This is a genomic window from Shewanella scandinavica, from assembly GCF_031932065.1.
GTDB lineage: Bacteria > Pseudomonadota > Gammaproteobacteria > Enterobacterales > Shewanellaceae > Shewanella > Shewanella baltica.
In genome coordinates, this window is sequence record NZ_JAUOES010000014.1 from 54,690 (window position 1) to 70,595 (window position 15,906).

At 46.1% G+C, this 15,906-nt stretch carries 16 protein-coding genes and 1 pseudogene; 9 read left to right on the forward strand and 8 right to left on the reverse strand.

Annotated features, from left to right (window positions below; translation table 11 throughout):
- Positions 1-55: 55 nt before the first annotated feature.
- The 6 genes and pseudogenes from Q4Q50_RS13375 to Q4Q50_RS13400 all read left to right on the forward strand — a co-directional run bounded on the left by Q4Q50_RS13375 (position 56) and on the right by Q4Q50_RS13400 (position 6,302).
- Complete coding sequence (locus Q4Q50_RS13375) at positions 56-451, forward strand: SirB2 family protein (protein WP_006080263.1); 396 nt, start codon at positions 56-58, stop codon at positions 449-451.
- Entirely contained in the window at positions 451-1,239 is a 789-nt protein-coding gene (locus tag Q4Q50_RS13380; protein WP_311899700.1) for a SirB1 family protein, read from the forward strand. Before Q4Q50_RS13375 ends, Q4Q50_RS13380 begins: the two co-directional genes overlap by 1 nt.
- A gap of 154 nt (positions 1,240-1,393) precedes the next feature.
- The gene (locus Q4Q50_RS13385) at positions 1,394-2,641 is read left to right on the forward strand and encodes a DUF819 family protein (RefSeq protein WP_012090149.1); all 1,248 of its coding nucleotides are present in this window, start codon (positions 1,394-1,396) and stop codon (positions 2,639-2,641) included.
- Between the two features lie 64 nt (positions 2,642-2,705).
- Positions 2,706-3,554 carry a 3-deoxy-8-phosphooctulonate synthase gene (gene kdsA, locus Q4Q50_RS13390; RefSeq protein WP_071938555.1) on the forward strand — a complete coding sequence of 283 codons (849 nt, stop codon included), beginning with the start codon at positions 2,706-2,708 and terminating at the stop codon, positions 3,552-3,554.
- A 194-nt stretch (positions 3,555-3,748) separates the two neighbouring features.
- Positions 3,749-4,621, forward strand: coding sequence for a DMT family transporter (locus tag Q4Q50_RS13395; RefSeq protein ID WP_311899703.1), 873 nt, complete (start codon positions 3,749-3,751; stop codon positions 4,619-4,621).
- 173 nt (positions 4,622-4,794) lie between these two features.
- A pseudogene (locus Q4Q50_RS13400) lies at positions 4,795-6,302 on the forward strand (EAL domain-containing protein).
- Between the two features lie 101 nt (positions 6,303-6,403).
- On the opposite strand, the gene Q4Q50_RS13405 reads toward Q4Q50_RS13400, so the two are convergent.
- The 4 genes from Q4Q50_RS13405 to Q4Q50_RS13420 all read right to left on the reverse strand — a co-directional run bounded on the left by Q4Q50_RS13405 (position 6,404) and on the right by Q4Q50_RS13420 (position 9,751).
- On the reverse strand, positions 6,404-7,717 hold the full coding sequence (locus Q4Q50_RS13405) for an ammonium transporter (RefSeq protein WP_311899704.1): 1,314 nt from the start codon (positions 7,715-7,717) through the stop codon (positions 6,404-6,406).
- Complete coding sequence (locus tag Q4Q50_RS13410; protein ID WP_006080270.1) at positions 7,714-8,052, reverse strand: P-II family nitrogen regulator; 339 nt, start codon at positions 8,050-8,052, stop codon at positions 7,714-7,716. Before Q4Q50_RS13410 ends, Q4Q50_RS13405 begins: the two co-directional genes overlap by 4 nt.
- Before the next feature lie 351 nt (positions 8,053-8,403).
- Positions 8,404-9,339, reverse strand: coding sequence for a ketopantoate reductase family protein (locus Q4Q50_RS13415; RefSeq protein ID WP_311899707.1), 936 nt, complete (start codon positions 9,337-9,339; stop codon positions 8,404-8,406).
- A 49-nt stretch (positions 9,340-9,388) separates the two neighbouring features.
- On the reverse strand, positions 9,389-9,751 hold the full coding sequence (locus tag Q4Q50_RS13420; protein ID WP_006080272.1) for a VanZ family protein: 363 nt from the start codon (positions 9,749-9,751) through the stop codon (positions 9,389-9,391).
- A 155-nt stretch (positions 9,752-9,906) separates the two neighbouring features.
- Here Q4Q50_RS13420 and Q4Q50_RS13425 point away from each other — a divergent pair, with 155 nt between their 5' ends.
- Positions 9,907-10,392, forward strand: a complete 486-nt coding sequence (locus Q4Q50_RS13425) for a YajQ family cyclic di-GMP-binding protein (RefSeq protein WP_006080274.1) — start codon at positions 9,907-9,909, stop codon at positions 10,390-10,392.
- A 121-nt stretch (positions 10,393-10,513) separates the two neighbouring features.
- Here the strand turns inward: Q4Q50_RS13425 and Q4Q50_RS13430 are convergent, their stop codons facing one another.
- From Q4Q50_RS13430 to Q4Q50_RS13445, 4 genes are all read right to left on the reverse strand, one after another.
- Positions 10,514-11,929, reverse strand: a complete 1,416-nt coding sequence (locus tag Q4Q50_RS13430; protein ID WP_311899708.1) for an AmpG family muropeptide MFS transporter — start codon at positions 11,927-11,929, stop codon at positions 10,514-10,516.
- 309 nt (positions 11,930-12,238) lie between these two features.
- Positions 12,239-12,559, reverse strand: coding sequence for a hypothetical protein (locus Q4Q50_RS13435; RefSeq protein WP_006080276.1), 321 nt, complete (start codon positions 12,557-12,559; stop codon positions 12,239-12,241).
- A gap of 73 nt (positions 12,560-12,632) precedes the next feature.
- Positions 12,633-13,217 (reverse strand): peptidylprolyl isomerase, encoded by a 585-nt coding sequence (locus tag Q4Q50_RS13440; RefSeq protein ID WP_220591077.1) that lies wholly within the window; start codon positions 13,215-13,217, stop codon positions 12,633-12,635.
- Positions 13,218-13,246: 29 nt separating this feature from the next.
- Positions 13,247-13,813: a YajG family lipoprotein gene (locus Q4Q50_RS13445; protein ID WP_311899711.1), complete on the reverse strand. Its 567-nt coding sequence runs from the start codon at positions 13,811-13,813 to the stop codon at positions 13,247-13,249.
- A gap of 146 nt (positions 13,814-13,959) precedes the next feature.
- Here Q4Q50_RS13445 and Q4Q50_RS13450 point away from each other — a divergent pair, with 146 nt between their 5' ends.
- Both Q4Q50_RS13450 and Q4Q50_RS13455 read left to right on the forward strand, forming a co-directional pair.
- Entirely contained in the window at positions 13,960-14,523 is a 564-nt protein-coding gene (locus tag Q4Q50_RS13450) for a porin family protein (RefSeq protein WP_107949071.1), read from the forward strand.
- A gap of 222 nt (positions 14,524-14,745) precedes the next feature.
- Entirely contained in the window at positions 14,746-15,777 is a 1,032-nt protein-coding gene (locus Q4Q50_RS13455; protein ID WP_311899713.1) for a DUF2804 domain-containing protein, read from the forward strand.
- Positions 15,778-15,906 lie beyond the last annotated feature (129 nt).

Sequence of the window (15,906 nt, forward strand, 5' to 3'; positions counted from 1 at the left end):
TGCCGTCACGGATTAGGGTAAACTAGCGCCTTTGTCACTGGCCATAAGTATCGTAATGGAAACTTTTTACAGTCTATATCCTGCGGTTAAACATCTGCATTTTACCTTTATCGCGTTAAGCGTGTTGCTGCTTACCGTGCGCTTTGTTCTGCATCTGCGCCAATCGGCTTTGATGGAGAAGAAACTGCTCAAGATAGCGCCCCATGTTATCGACACTTTCTTACTGCTGTCGGGCTTAACCCTGTGTTTTATGATCCAGCAATTTCCTTTTGTCGATCCTTGGATGACCGAAAAAATCGGTGCTGTAGTTGCTTACATTGTCCTAGGCGCCATTGCCATAAAGGCGAACAGAAACAAGTTGTTCAAAGTGTTTGCTTACTTAGGGGCGATAGGCTGGTTGGTTTATGCTGCTAAATTGGCTCATTTTAAACAAGCGGTATTATTGGGTTAATGGGTAACTACACTCTGCAAGATGGCATTTCATTGCCCGAGTCGGCATTGGATGTAGGTGCGCACCTTGGATTTTCTAAACTAGAAGCTGCTAAATGGGCTTGGTTTGAAATGGCGGGAGCCGTATTAAGTCATTACTTGGTTGACCAACAACAGCGTTTTAATGCGCTGTTGCATTGGTTTTACGATGATTTAGGCTTTTGTGTCCGCGATAATTACTTCAGTACTGAGGCGGCGGATTTAGGCACTTGCTTAATTAGCCGCCAAGGCAATAGCACTACGCTGGCAACTGTCTTGATGTTACTGGCGAAGCAGTTAGATCTTGAGCTTGAACCGATATTACTACCTGGTAATACTGTGCTGCGTTGCAAGATTGCCGGCGAAGTGAGTTATCTGGACCCTTTGACGGGCAAGGAGCTCAGCCGTCACCAGTTGCATGTGTTAGTGCGCGGCGAGTTAGGCAATGCGGCCGAGCTTAAGGCGAGTTATTTAAAACCTGCAACGGTGAAAAAACTGCTGACGCGTATGCTGCATGAGCTAAAAGCCGGTTGTATTGTGTCGCATCAATTTGAGGCGGCGATGGAATGTTGCAGTCTGCTGTTGCAATGGCATAGCGATGATGTGCACCTCAATCGAGAGCGAGCTTTTATCGCGCAGCAGCTGGGTTGTATCAATGTGGCAGCTGCTGATTTGCAGCATTTTGTCGATAACAGCCCCCACGATCCCGTGATCGAAATCGTGAAGATGCAGCTCAAAGAATTAAACGAGCATGCCGAGATTTACCATTAAAGCAGAGCCTTTCGGGGCTCTTCTTATTTATCAACGGTTCAATCCAATCAGCAAAAATAATAACACTGGGCAGATGGAAGTTTGACCCAGGGACTTAAAGGTTAAGTCTCTAATAAAAATAAAATAATAACTGTATTAACAGGGAGAAATTAGCATGACAAGCACGGCTTTAGTGACGAACGATGCCACGGCGTTAGGGATACTCGCGACAATTCTAGGTTTTGTATTTTATACCAGTAGCAGTAGTCATCCTTTTTGGCAGAAGTTTTATCGTTTCATTCCCGCCCTTTTATTGTGTTATTTCTTGCCCTCTTTATTGAATACCTTTGGGGTGATCGACGGTAATACTTCACAACTGTATTTTGTGGCGTCACGTTATTTACTGCCAGCGTGTTTAGTCTTATTAATTTTAAGCGTTGATTTAAAAGCTATTTTAAGTTTAGGGCCGAAAGCCTTAATCATGTTTTTAACCGGCACTGTCGGTATTGTTATCGGTGGCCCGATTGCCTTGCTGTTAGTGTCGATCATCGAGCCCTCTTTAATTGGAGTTGATGGTCCTGATGCGGTTTGGCGCGGCATGACGACCTTAGCCGGAAGCTGGATTGGCGGCGGCGCAAACCAAGCGGCGATGAAAGAAATCTATGCGGTAGGTGGCAATATTTTCTCTGTGATGGTGACAGTCGATGTGATTGTCGCCAATATCTGGATGGCCGTATTGTTATTTATGGCCTCAAAGGCGAAAGAGATTGATGCGAGAACGGGTGCCGATACCTCAGCAATTGAAGCGTTAAAAGATAAAGTTGAAAAGTATCACGCTGAAAATGCACGCATTCCTAATCTGCGCGATCTTATGCTGATTGTCGCCGTTGGCTTTGGTATCACAGGTATCGCCCATATGGCCGCCGATTTCCTTGGGCCATTTTTTGAAGCGAACTACCCTTGGACCGAAGATTACAGCTTAACCTCTAAGTTTTTCTGGTTAGTGGTGATAGTCACAACCATTGGTTTGGCTATGTCCTTCAGCCCAGTGCGCCATTTAGAGGCGGCGGGGGCATCGAAAGTGGCGTCGGCCTTCCTTTACATCTTAGTGGCGACGATTGGTCTGCACATGGATGTGAGTAAAGTGCTCGACACGCCTCTGTACTTTTTAGTGGGCATTATTTGGATGTTAGTGCACGCCGGCTTTATGTTATTGGTGGCTAAGTTGATCAAAGCTCCGCTGTTTTACATGGCCGTGGGTAGCCAAGCGAACGTCGGCGGTGCAGCATCTGCCCCTGTCGTTGCTGCGGCATTCCACCCCGCTTTAGCGCCTGTTGGCGTGCTGTTAGCCGTATTTGGTTATGCGTTAGGGACTTACATGGCGTGGCTCTGTGGCCAGCTTTTACAAGCAGTTGCGGCATAACGGCCTTAGCCCTATATTCAGTTCATCGCTGGGAAAGGTTCCAGCATTTTAGAGAGAAGTTGCGATGAGTAATAAAATCATAAACCTAGGTTCAATCGAGATTGCTAACGATAAACCTTTCGTGTTGTTTGGTGGCATGAACGTGCTTGAGTCTCGCGATCTTGCTATGTCGATTGCTGAAACCTACGCCGAAGTGACCCAAAAACTGGGTATTCCTTATGTGTTTAAGGCGTCCTTTGATAAGGCGAATCGCTCTTCAATCAACTCTTACCGTGGCCCAGGTATGGAAGAAGGTTTGAAGATTTTTGAAGAAATCAAAAAGACCTTTAACTTACCTTTGATCACTGACGTGCATGAAGTGCACCAGTGTGCACCTGTTGCTGAAGTGGTTGATATCATTCAGTTGCCAGCATTCTTGGCCCGTCAGACTGATCTGGTTGTCGCTATGGCAAAAACTGGCGCTATCATTAACGTGAAAAAGCCACAGTTTTTAGCGCCGCACGAAATGCGCCACATCATCACTAAGTTTAACGAAGCGGGTAATGACGAGATCATCCTGTGTGAACGTGGTTCAAGCTTCGGCTATAACAACTTAGTCGTTGATATGTTGGGCATGGATGAGATGAAACAATCTGGTTACCCTGTCATTTTCGATGCGACCCATGCGCTGCAGCGCCCTGGTGGCCGTGCCGATTCTGCGGGCGGGCGTCGTGCTCAAGCGACCGAGTTAGCGCGCAGCGGTATGGCGCTAGGTTTAGCGGGTCTATTCATAGAAGCCCATCCCGATCCTGATAACGCTAAGTGCGACGGCCCATGTGCGCTGCCTTTGCATCAGTTAGAAAATTATCTGAAGCAGATGAAAGCAATCGATGATTTGGTTAAGTCTTTCGATCCCATAGATACCAGCAAGTAATCGCAAGCTAAGACTTAATGAATTAGTGACTTAGTGATTAAATCTCAAAGCCCCGACTCGTTCGGGGCTTTGTTTTTCAGCAGAAACAATTAGACTGCCATCACCCCATGGCTATCTGAAACATGAATGTTTTATGATGAGGTTTGCCTTACTCTCGTCTCTATTGCCGACCTCATTCTTTATGGAATACCTACATGTGGATCTTATTAACTTTGCTGGCGGCATTTATGCAGGCTTGGCGTAATGCGTTTCAAAGCCAACTGAGTAAAGAGGTGAGTGTTGCGGGCGTGACCTTAGCGCGTTTTATTTGGGCAGGGCCTATTGCTGCCGTGTATCTGGCGGGTTTATATCTTTGGCAGGATGTCGGTATCCCCGATTTTAGCGGCCGTTTTATCGTTTTTATCTTAGGTGCATCGGCGATGCAAATCCTCGCGACGGGTTTGATGGTGAAACTGTTTAAGCAACAGAATTTTGCCATTGGGGCTGGGCTGGCTAAGAGTGAAGCTGTGGTTGCGGCGATATTAGGCACAGTGTTTTTTGGCACTCATTTATCACCATTAGGTTGGTCGGGTGTATTACTGGGTGGTGTGGCGATTTTTCTGTTGAGTGCCAAACAAGGTCTTCGCAGTCTGTCGCTCAATACGGTATTGATTGGTTTAGCCTGTGGAACTTCGTTTGCGCTGACATCGCTCTGGGTGCGGGAGGCGAGTTTGTGTTTGAATATCGGTTTCCCCCATAGCGCCGCTTGGGTGCTGTTATTCGTGATTAGTCTACAGACCTTAGTGTTAGTCAGTTATCTGTTACTTAAGGATAAATCCACACTGGCCGCGTTATGGCGGCGACCTAAGCTTACCTTACTCACCAGTACCGCCAGTTGTTTAGGTTCTATCGGCTGGTTTAGTGCTATGTCGCTGCAGGCTGTGCCTTATGTTAAAACCTTAGGCCAAGTTGAAGTCTTCTTTATGATCTTGATTGCCACCTTTTGGCTGAAGGAAAAAGTGAAGATAAAAGATATGCTTGGATTAGTGCTTATCGCTATCGCCGCTATTTTGGTGATGTGGGAATAGTTTCAAACTCATTGATACCATGTCGATTTTTTATACTAGAATAAAATGCGATTTAGCCTGTTTATATCAAGCTGACATGAACTGAGATACAAACATATACACGTCTTGCAGCTTAGATTTTGATACCATTTTTAACCGAGTGCTGTGCGAGTTAAGGAACAAAACAGAGAACTATGCGAAGAAAAATAGCAAAATTAAATTTGCCATTGTGGCAATGGCTGGCAGTGATATTGTTCCCCATTGGGATTGCTGTTATCGCAAGTAGTATTATGTGGAAGATAAGGTCAAAGGTGTGGGGGCGATTTATGTTGGTCACATTGATACTTTAATCTCTCATGCCGATGAAATCAGCCATTATGCATTGGCATTGAAGGATTCTGAGTGCCATGAGTTATACAACTATATGTTGTTCCAACCTTACTTCCGCTCTGCTTTAATATTTGATTCACAAAGTGTTTATTGCTCATCTAAAACAGGTGATATTGACGTACCTTTAGGCATAGTCAGTGCCACTGAAAATCTTGAAATACCTAACCAGTTTATTATTGGCGGCACGCCTTTTATGCCTGAGGTGCCAGCGATAGTGGCATCAAACTGGGAACCGATATCTCAGCACGGCGCCGCTGTGATTATTGAAGGGAAATATTTAGTAGATTCCTTTGTACAGCCCGATGTGTTCCCTAGCGCTGTTGTGAATGTTGCTTTAGCAATCAATGGTAAAACGATTCCAGAGTCACTCGGATTTATGAAAAATGAGGTGATGACGCTCGATTCTGATAAGCACAATTTTTCAGTGTTACTAGAAATGTCACCTGCTTTTTTCTGGCATTTCTTTTGGATATTTTTGGCCATCTCTTTGCCCGTTAGTATAGGCTTGATTACGGGGACTATCCTATTTGTGCTCTATTCAAGGGTCACTCGTCATTCCCTCGCCGATGATATTCGCAGTGGGATAGAAAACGAAGAGTTTTTCTTAGTTTATCAGCCAGTGATTTGTGCCGAGGACGGTAAGGCTAAAGGCGTTGAAGCATTAGTGCGTTGGCAGCATCCGCAAATGGGCTTAGTGCGGCCTGATTTGTTTATACCCATCGCCGAAGAGGGCAAGTTAATCGTCCCATTGACTAACTATATTTTTGAGCGGGCATTAAAAGATTTTGCCGATATCGAGGTCGAACCGGGTTTTAGAATTGCGTTTAACGTGGCGCCAGAACACTTTACGCAGGATGATATTGAGTCGAAATTTATTCATCTGCGGGATTCACTGGAACGCATTGGCGTTAAGCCTTTAATTGAAATCACCGAACGGCAATTATTAACGCCGGATATTTGCCAGCGCATTGAAAGCTTACGCCAGTTGGGGATTCTAGTGGCCATCGATGATTTTGGTACTGGGCAAACAACCTTATCTTTGTTACAAACCATGCCGTTGGACTACTTGAAAATTGATAAATGCTTTATCGATACCATAGGGCAAGATTCTGTCACTTCCCATGTGCTCGATACTATTATTGAACTTTCCCATAAGATGAATTATGTCGTGGTGGCAGAGGGGGTTGAGACGCAGGAGCAGGCGGATTATTTAACCAGTCGCCAAGTGCATTTTTTACAAGGATATCTTTTTGCTAAGCCGATGAAGCTGGCTGATTTAAAGTTATGGTTAGTCGAGCATTTTAAACGTTAGCATCATCAAACTAGTCAGCAATAAGGGCACCTAGGTGCCCTTATTGCTGCTCAGGCGTTATAGCTCAAGTTGTAGCCTAAAGCGTTTAAAGACTATAGCGTTTAAAGACTATAACCAGTTTCTTCGTGTTCCGATAAATCTAAGCCGTTTACTTCTTGCTCAGTGCTGACACGCAGGCCGCCGAGTAGCTTGCGGATTATCACAAATAGTAACCAAGTGACGACTCCTGTATAAGTGAACGTGGCCGCGACCCCGATAATCTGTACCCCAAGTTGGTCTATCATGGTTTCGTTCACGGCCGCAAAACCGTAGCCGCTAAAGACGCCTAATTGGGTCGAGCTAAACACGCCGGCCAAAAGGGTTCCGAGAATACCGCCAACCCCGTGTACGGGGAAAACATCTAAGGAGTCATCGATCTTAAGTTTCTGTTTGATATAAACCGTTGAGTAAAAACACACGATCCCACCGAGTAAACCAATCACTAAGGCGCCCGCTGGGCCAACATAACCAGACGCCGGCGTGATAGTGCCTAAGCCTGCTACCATGCCGGTGACTATGCCAAGGGCGCTGGGTTTACCAAACTTAATCCACTCAATTGCTGCCCAGGTCATCGCGCCCATAGAAGCGGCGAGATGAGTTGCTAAAATCGCCATGGCAGCTGTGCCATTGGCGCCGAGTGCGCTACCACCATTAAAACCGAACCAACCGACCCACAGCATGCCCGCACCTGTGACTGTCATGGTCAGGTTGTGCGGCATAATCGCCGAGTTTAAAAATCCTTTGCGCGGACCTAGCACTTTAGCCGCCACGAGCGCTGCAACCCCGGCGGTAATATGCACCACGGTTCCGCCAGCAAAATCGTACAGTCCTAGCTGTGCTAACCAGCCTCCGCCCCACACCCAGTGGGTGATCGGCGCATAAACCAATAATAACCAAGCCCCTGAAAAGATGAGCACAGCTGAGAATTTCATCCTCTCGGCAAAACCACCGATGATCAGTGCCGGCGTGATGATGGCAAAGGTCATTTGAAATAGCATAAACAGGGGCTCAGGAATATCCCCACTGAGACTATCGCGGCCAATGCCTGACAGTAATGCTTTACCTAAGCCACCGATAAAACTATTGCCCGCATCGAAGGCGAGCGAATAACCTATTGCAAACCATAAAACTGAGACAAGGGCGGCGATAGAGAAGCACTGCATCAATATCGAGAGTACGTTTTTACTGCGTACTAAACCGCCGTAAAATAAGGCTAATCCGGGTAAGGTCATCAACAACACCAGCGCGGATGAGCTTAAGATCCACGCAGTATTTGCGGCGCTGAACTGACCCTCATCGGCGACAGCATTGGTCGCCAACATACTGAATAATATCAATAGATATTTAAAACTGAGTCTGAAGTTCGCTAGTATCATAGGGCATCCACTCCTTCTTCCGAAGTGCGAATGCGCACGACTTGTTGGAGTTCGGTCACAAAGATTTTGCCATCGCCCACTTTACCCGTATGGGCAGCGGCAATAATGGCTTCGATAACGGCTTCTTCTTGATCGGAATGAATGGCGACTTCGAGCTTCATCTTAGGCAAAAAGTCCACTGCGTATTCGGCGCCACGATACAATTCTGTATGGCCCTTTTGGCGGCCAAAGCCGCGCACTTCAGTGACTGTCATGCCATGGACGTTGAGCTGAGTTAAGGCTTCACGTACATCGTCTAATTTGAACGGTTTAATGATTGCGGTGACCAGTTTCAATTTTCTCTCCAACAAACTTCAGACTCAATTTATTGGAATAAAGCAGGAATCAGGCCATATAAACAAAGCATTTATTATCATTGCGTTAACATTAAGTCGCACCGAAATAGCATCATGAATTGATGCAAAACGGTGCAAAACAGAATCAAACCGCCCTGATTTGGTGCGTTTTATTGGTGCAAGATGAGTTCTGCTGGCAAGTATCAGTGCAGATAGTGCCGAGTGGATATAAAGCGAGGGGAGTCAGCGTTTTAATACGCTGCATGAGTGCGGGAAATTAAATCGCGATTTACAGGTTATCCTTATTAATCAATTTATTGCCTTTAACTTAACTAGGCTGGTTGTGCTCGCTTAAACTGCTAGCTGTTTGACTCGCGCCCAAAGCTCGGCATTGACTGGCGCACTTAAACCGTGCGCTTGTGCACGCTCACAGATATAGCCGTTAATTTGGTCTATCTCGGTTCGCCTTTGATGCGCAATATCTTGGTGCATCGACGAGAAGTTCCCCGCTGTTAGGCGGATCACTTGGTAGACCCTGTCGTGCAAAAATGATTGATCAAGCGACACGCCATCATGTGCGGCAACCATGACCAACTCATCGAGAATACCCTTAATCATTTCACTGAAATCTGGATCAGCTAGTTTGCCATTGGGGCATTGATATAGCGCCGTGAGCGGATTGATGGCGGCATTGACTGCGAGTTTTTGCCACAGGCAAGGCACAATCGTATCGACCCATTCACTGCTCGGAATGGCAGCCAGCAAAGCATTGCGATAATGCTTCGTCAGTTCAGCGGCAGCGAAATGCCCCAGCTGAGTCAGCCCTTGTCCGGTTTGCTTAATCTGCCAAGGGGCTTGACGTAACACCCCTTGGGAAGTTGTCCCTAGGCTTAGTCCTCTGCCATTGGCTTGCACATTAATCAGCGGTGCCAGCGCTAAATGAGGCCCCATGCCATTGTGTAATAACAAAATATGACATTGGCTAGGCAGTTGCTTTAGTAAGGGGGAGAGCGCATCGAGCACTTGATAGGCTTTAACGCAGACAATCACCAGACGGATATTGTCGAGCGCATCGGCAGTTAAGATAGGCACCGAATACGGGATAGCTTGTATCTGTTGATGGTCATCTGCAGACGCTAATGGGGTAAAACTCAGTACTTGCTGGCTAGATTCGAGGGCGTTACGGCCGATAAAACCGACATTCATGCCCGCAACTGTCAATTGGCGACAGATCAGTTGCCCAACGGCACCTGCACCTAAAATGGCAATATCCACAGCATGAGTCATATTCGCAGCCTTAAGGTTTCTGTATCAGTGCCCATTTATAGCGTTTGTATTAATCTTCCCGCAACTGCGCCGCACGGAAGTATTTGCCATAGGCCCAATTACAAAAGTAGAACAGCGCTATGCCCGCAAAGTCGGCAATGACATCCGCCACAGAGGCGCTACGGTAGGGCAAGCGCGATTGCACTAGCTCAATTAAAATGGCATAGCTCGCCAATGTGAGCGATAGCCAATACCACTTAGGTTTGAAAGCGAGGTAGGAGAGATATGAGAGGCAAAAAAAGCTCCCAAGATGGCCTACCTTGTCGATATTCGGAATACTTTGCGAATAGGTTGGTCTGGAAAATACCAGATAACTGATCACGACAAAGGCTACGGCTAAAGCCAGCTTAAATAGGGTGTTTTTAGTTATCACAAATATGTTTGCATTAGCTTAGAGTGGGGCAATGATAGGAAAATCCACCACTAAAGTCATCCATGATTACGCTTTTATTCTAGGCTTTGCCTTCAACTTAGGCCTGTGTGTGGGTAAACTAGCTGCATATTAATTTGATATGGGACATAAAAACTATGCCTTCAATGGATATTGTGTCAGAAGTGAATGAAGTTGAACTGCGTAATGCGGTTGATAATACCAAACGTGAGCTGGCGACCCGTTTCGATTTTCGCGGTAAAACGGCTGACGTGGAATATAAGGACCATGTGGTCACGTTAACCGCTGAAGATGACTTCCAATGCCAACAATTAGTGGACATTTTACGTATGCAACTGAGCAAACGTAATGTGGATCCGTCTTCGATGGAAGTCGATGAGAAAGCCATCCACAGCGGTAAAACCTTCTCCCTAAAAGTGAAGTTTAAAGAAGGTATAGAAACCTTAATTGCTAAAAAACTGGTCAAGCTAATTAAAGACAGCAAACTTAAAGTGCAAGCGTCTATTCAGGGCGAGAAAGTACGAGTTACAGGTAAAAAACGTGACGATTTACAAGCTGTCATGGCGTTGGCACGTGAGTCTGAGTTAGGCCAGCCTTTCCAATTTGATAACTTTAAAGATTAATCGAGCAAATTTGGTTTAACGTGATGCAGTATCGCGTTTGTAATTTCGTCTTTAAATGTAAAAGCCCTCACACTAAGGTGTGAGGGCTTTTTTATATTGATGACATAAGTGCTATGAGACCTTAATCCGATTTTGCTGCTGCACTTTTTGACGAATCATCCATTAATGATGTGCTGGGGTGCGGCGCATACTTGTTGACTAAGATAACCAAAAACAACACAGGAAAACCAATCACACTGGCGGCGACAAAGAAGTTCACATAGCCAAATGCGTCGACATAGGCCCCCGAGAAGCCCGCGATAAACTTAGGGAACAGCAACATAATCGAAGACAGTAAGGCATATTGCGTTGCACTGTAGCCGCTGCTGGTGAGACTCGATAGATAGGCGATAAAAGCCGCCGTGGCGATTCCGGCACTAAAGTTGTCTACGGAAATGGCAAAGGTTAAAAAGGGTACGTTGTAGCCAATCACTGCCTGCCACGCGAATAACAGATTGGTTACGGCAACCAACAAAGCGCCAAGGAAAAGGATCTTCATCGTGCCATAACGCGCTAACAAAATACCGCCGAAGGCTGCGCCGACTAAGGTCATGATCAGGCCATAGATCTTACTCAAATAGGCAATTTCTTCCTTAGTGAAGCCCATATCCACATAAAAGACGTTCGCCATAATGCCCATCACAATATCTGAGATCCGGTAGCAAGAAATCAGCAATAGGATGAGGATAGCGCTGCGGCCATAGCGTTTGAAAAAATCGATAAAAGGCAAAATACTGGCCGTGTAAACCCAAGACATGCCAGCGGCGATAACGCTTGGATAAGTGGCGCTTAAGCGTTGCTTTAAGGCTAGTTCGGTTGCATCGGCGGCGCGGGTATCGACTTTGGGCTCTCGGCTAAAAATCGTGGTCAAAATCCCCACCGACATCAAGCCCGCCATAATCAGGTAAGAGGTTTGCCAGGCCACTAAGTTGTATGCTGTGTTACCGGGTTCGACCCAAGCCGCTATCGTGAGCGCACCTGCGGTGGCGACTATCATGGCGCTGCGGTAACCCACTTGATAGGCGGCGGCTAATGCGGCTTGCATCTTTTCTGGGGCGGATTCAATTCGAAAGGCATCAATCACAATATCTTGGGTGGCGGAAGCAAAGGCAACCATTAACGCGAACAGCGCCAAGCGCTCGAGATCCTTGAGCGGATCGCTGAACGACATACCTAAGATAGCCCCGACCAATAACAGCTGAGCGAACAGCATCCAGCTGCGGCGTCGGCCTAGAAAGCGGGTTAACAGTGGTAGTGAGAGCCGATCGACTAAGGGAGACCAAGCCCATTTAAACGCATAGGCCAAGGCTATCCAGCTGAAATAACCGATTGAAGTGCGATCAACACCGGCTTCACGCAACCAAAAGGATAGCGTTGAAAATACCAGCATCAATGGTAGACCTGCGGAAAAACCCAGTAATAACAGGATCAAAACCCGCTTGTGATAATAGACACTGAGCGCATCGAGTGTACGTTGAATAAAACCTGTTGCGGACATAGGTATGAGTCTAGGTATTTAATCCGCCTAGCTTACGGGTAAGGTGCCATAGGGTTCAAGGGCTAATGGCATTCCTTTTGTACAAGGCTCTCGTTTGGCGCATTTTGGTGATTGAATATGGCTTAAGCGTTAATCTTCTGTTGCTAAGCGTTTGCAGTGATTTTCATCGTCAGCATTAATTGTCGGCATTGATTGCCTGTATTAATACCTTGAGTAGAAGAGAGCACAAAAATGAAGGGGGAGGAATGAATTGCGCGATAAAAAAGGCCCTGATAACAGGGCCATTTTCTATCGATAGGAATGCTGAACTTAAGGTCTTATCCCGACGCATCCCTGCGGCACTCGGCCGCCTAAACTCAGATAGTCACAGCAATCATTCACTTGCTTACGCAGATATTGATTGCCGCGGATCACACAGTCAGGCCACCTGTTAAAGCTGTGGAGCAAGTGCCAAAACACTTTTTCAGTTTCCGTTTGCGCTTCGCCAGTCGAATTCAATTGCTGCCATTCTTCTAACGTGTCCCATAAGTAAAGTTGCACTTCATGGAAGTCGAGTTCTTCACTCAAAAACGCTTTTCCATAAAAGGCGAGTTGGGGCGCTTTATTATCGATGAACTCAGTTGCCGTCATCGTTTGCCTCCTTTCTGTTTGCTATAACAGTATAGATGCAAAATTAGCGCTTTTGCTCGAAATTATTTTTGGATTACTGTTTAGGTAATAACTTAGCGGTTTTCAATATGATAGGTGTCACAGGGACATCGGGCCAATTGAGCTTAGCGTTCGTCCCCGTCTCAACGACAGCCATAGCTTCGAGGACAGTTTTCCCTTCAATCACTTCACCAAATACGGCATAACCCCAACGGCGTTTGGATGGGTCGAGCTTAGTATTGTCGGCCACGTTGAAGTAGAACTGGCGTGTGGCTGAGTGCGGCTCGTTTTCCCGCGCCATGGCGATAGTGCCTATGCTGTTGGTGAGACCATTTCCTGATTCGTTGACTATCGGCTTGCCGTCTGGCAACTCTTCATACTTAGGGGTGAGTCCACCGCCTTGCACCACAAAGTCACTGATCACACGGTGAAATATCGTGTTGTCGTATTCGCCTTTGACGACATAGGTTAAGAAGTTATCGACAGTGATAGGTGCGCGTGTCCTATCTAGCTCGACCACTATTTTGCCTAAACTAGTGTCAAACTCGACTCTGGGATACAAGGTATCGGCTTGAATGTCGAGTGCGAGGCTATTGTGACTCATAAAGAGAAATAAGAGGGCTGATATCCAACGGAGCATATTGATTTCCTTATAATAAACTGACGCTGTTATTGTTGTAGAAACTGATTCAGCTCAGGATCATTGAGAATTTCGCCTGTGAGTTGGCCGAGTAATTTATTCATATCCAGCTCCAAGGTCGCAAAATCGGGTGTTAAAGGGCCTTTCAGGGTGCCTTTTGCCTTATAACGTTTAACCAGTTCTTGGGTTGAGTTTTTGGCTTGCACTGCGATTAATACATTGTGTTTTGCCTCATAGCCAAAAGTCTTTTTAGTGACATCCATTTGCAATTCTTCTAATTGAATTTGCACTGAATTGGTTGCACTAGGATCGATTTGATAACCGGCTTGGTTAAAGCCTGCGCGGAACACTTCATCGAGCAGCAACTTAGGCGGTTCACTTGGGCCGACCAAACGTGTTTTTGTCCCTTCTTCAATAAAACGAGCAACATAATCGACGGTGCGCGTATCGACGGTTTCAAGAGAGATAGGTACAGATTGCGCCGTTTGTTGACTGATATTGGGCACTTGGGGACTGAAAGCCATATGAGTCGGGTTTTGGCTGGCACAGCCCGCAAACAGCAGGGGAAAAGTCAAAGTCAGTAATAGCCGTTTCATGGGATCTCTCGTACAAGTAAAAGTGGCTACAGCATACCAGAAATCACTTTTGATGCCACAGAACACCTCGATTCAGTTGGAGTACAGCTTACAGTGATAACATCCAGTGTTCACTATGGGTTAGTTCATTTCATCTGGAGCAAAACATGTCAAAACTGTCGTTAATTTCGATTGTTGTGGGCCTGACAATGGCGTCAAGCATCATTAGCACCAATGCATTCGCGGGGGATTCCGCCCATATACTCGGCGGCAGTTTAGGCTACGGTACTCAAGAATTTGAAACCAACAGCGGTAAATATGATGCAGGTGATACCTTCACCAGTGACTTGTATTATCGCTTTATGCTTAATGAGCATTTTGGTTTTGAAGCGGGGTATTTAACGGGGACGGGTGGAGTGGCGAGTGCACTTATTAGTGGTATCAGTGAAATCAAAGATTTACATTACCAAGGTATCAGAACCACTGCTTATGGCGAATATGCGTTGTCTCGTGGTAATAGTCTGTACGCCAAACTCGGCGCCGCTTATACCAAAGTGAGTTATGAGATGGATAAGCAAGAGATGGATTCGGATGATGTAGGATTTTACGGCGCTGTGGGTTGGCAATATCGTTTTCGCTCTGGCTTTGGACTCAATCTTGAGTACCAATATGTGCCAATGAAAGAGTTAGAGCTGCAAGGGGTCAACTTTGGCGTGAGTTATCGATTCTAACTCGCAAATATTATCAATTAGCCTCAATTAAGCGCCCTTGGCGCTTTTTTCGTTTTAGAACCTTGGATATTAGAGCTGTAAACAGAATACTCGCCCGCAACAAAATGACAACATTTTGACCTTGCACTCTTTTAATGCAAAGGGGGACAGGTTAGAGTAAAAATTCGATGTTTAGAATGAGAGAGTACAGATGCTCCCGCGTTATTTCTGTAAGGCATAGTCATGTTAACGATAGCAACGCAAATCGCCCCAGATAGCCTGATCAATCCGAAGGGGTTACCCCATTTCGGCCATTTCGATGGCATAGTCAAAACCTTAGGTTTAGCGGACTTTGCTTATTTCGATACTATGGATAAACCTGCTTCAGCGTGGGCCAAGCATTTCGATTATAAACAGTTTCAGTTTGTCTCTTTGGTCACGCCGCGTTATGTCCTTGGTATCGCACTCGCCGATATTGCTTACGTCGGCAGTGCGTTTTGTTATTTATACGACATAAAAACCAATACTCTCACCCAGCTTGATTGGCTAAAACCTTTAAGATTTGGCTATCAAATGACGCCATCGCCTGCCGAGGGGCGAAGTAGTATTGGCCGTAAAGGGGCGCAGTTAAGTTTTGAGATCGTAAAGGGCGGTTGGCGGTTAATAATTGATACTAAAAATATTCAAGCCGATGTGACTTTGCACTCAGCACCCTTAAGTTTGCCTATGGCCATGTGTAGTCCTACTGGATACAACGGCTGGACTTACACACAAAAGCATAATGGTTTGACGGTTAAAGGTAGTTTGACTGTAGCTCATGAGCCGCAGCCACTGAATCACGCTTTAGCTGGTTATGATTTTTCGGCGGGTTACATGCGCCGCGATACCAGTTGGCGCTGGGCGTCGATCAACGCGCGGATCCATGAGGGCATTATGGGGCTTAATTTAGCCGCGGGCGTCAATGAAACCGGCGCTACTGAAAATGTCTTTTGGATTAATGGCGAGCGTCATTTACTCGGACCAGTGCAATTTGAGTTTGATCGACATGCCACGCTCGGCGCCGAGGTTTGGCGAGTCTACAGTCAAAATGGCCAAGTGGATTTACAGTTTGCGGCGCGCAATTGTCGCAGTGAAAAGCGTAACTTGCTCTTGCTTAAGAGTAATTTCCGCCAATTCATCGGTCATTTCAGCGGCACGATTACCGATAATCAAGGGCGCAGTTACCAGTTGAATAATGTGCTGGGGCTCGCCGAAGATCACTATGCCCGCTGGTAACCGAATGCGGGTCGTAAAACGCGACTAACCGACCACTGTTGTCTGTGTTGTGGCGTTTAATGCGGTTTATAAAATTCGCTCAGAATCGATATAAAAAACACTAAAAATAATCATAAAACAACAAGAGAA

What these genes read in the sequence shown, in the direction of transcription:
- Q4Q50_RS13415 (WP_311899707.1), bottom strand. Translation starts at nt 9,339, where the DNA reads ATGACTCATGCTGTGGATATTGCCATTTTAGGTGCAGGTGCCGTTGGG.
- Q4Q50_RS13455 (WP_311899713.1), top strand. Translation starts at nt 14,746, where the DNA reads ATGTTAACGATAGCAACGCAAATCGCCCCAGATAGCCTGATCAATCCG.
- Q4Q50_RS13425 (WP_006080274.1), top strand. Translation starts at nt 9,907, where the DNA reads ATGCCTTCAATGGATATTGTGTCAGAAGTGAATGAAGTTGAACTGCGT.
- Q4Q50_RS13450 (WP_107949071.1), top strand. Translation starts at nt 13,960, where the DNA reads ATGTCAAAACTGTCGTTAATTTCGATTGTTGTGGGCCTGACAATGGCG.
- Q4Q50_RS13445 (WP_311899711.1), bottom strand. Translation starts at nt 13,813, where the DNA reads ATGAAACGGCTATTACTGACTTTGACTTTTCCCCTGCTGTTTGCGGGC.
- kdsA (WP_071938555.1), top strand. Translation starts at nt 2,706, where the DNA reads ATGAGTAATAAAATCATAAACCTAGGTTCAATCGAGATTGCTAACGAT.
- Q4Q50_RS13375 (WP_006080263.1), top strand. Translation starts at nt 56, where the DNA reads ATGGAAACTTTTTACAGTCTATATCCTGCGGTTAAACATCTGCATTTT.
- Q4Q50_RS13380 (WP_311899700.1), top strand. Translation starts at nt 451, where the DNA reads ATGGGTAACTACACTCTGCAAGATGGCATTTCATTGCCCGAGTCGGCA.
- Q4Q50_RS13385 (WP_012090149.1), top strand. Translation starts at nt 1,394, where the DNA reads ATGACAAGCACGGCTTTAGTGACGAACGATGCCACGGCGTTAGGGATA.
- Q4Q50_RS13435 (WP_006080276.1), bottom strand. Translation starts at nt 12,559, where the DNA reads ATGACGGCAACTGAGTTCATCGATAATAAAGCGCCCCAACTCGCCTTT.
- Q4Q50_RS13405 (WP_311899704.1), bottom strand. Translation starts at nt 7,717, where the DNA reads ATGATACTAGCGAACTTCAGACTCAGTTTTAAATATCTATTGATATTA.
- Q4Q50_RS13440 (WP_220591077.1), bottom strand. Translation starts at nt 13,217, where the DNA reads ATGCTCCGTTGGATATCAGCCCTCTTATTTCTCTTTATGAGTCACAAT.
- Q4Q50_RS13395 (WP_311899703.1), top strand. Translation starts at nt 3,749, where the DNA reads ATGTGGATCTTATTAACTTTGCTGGCGGCATTTATGCAGGCTTGGCGT.
- Q4Q50_RS13430 (WP_311899708.1), bottom strand. Translation starts at nt 11,929, where the DNA reads ATGTCCGCAACAGGTTTTATTCAACGTACACTCGATGCGCTCAGTGTC.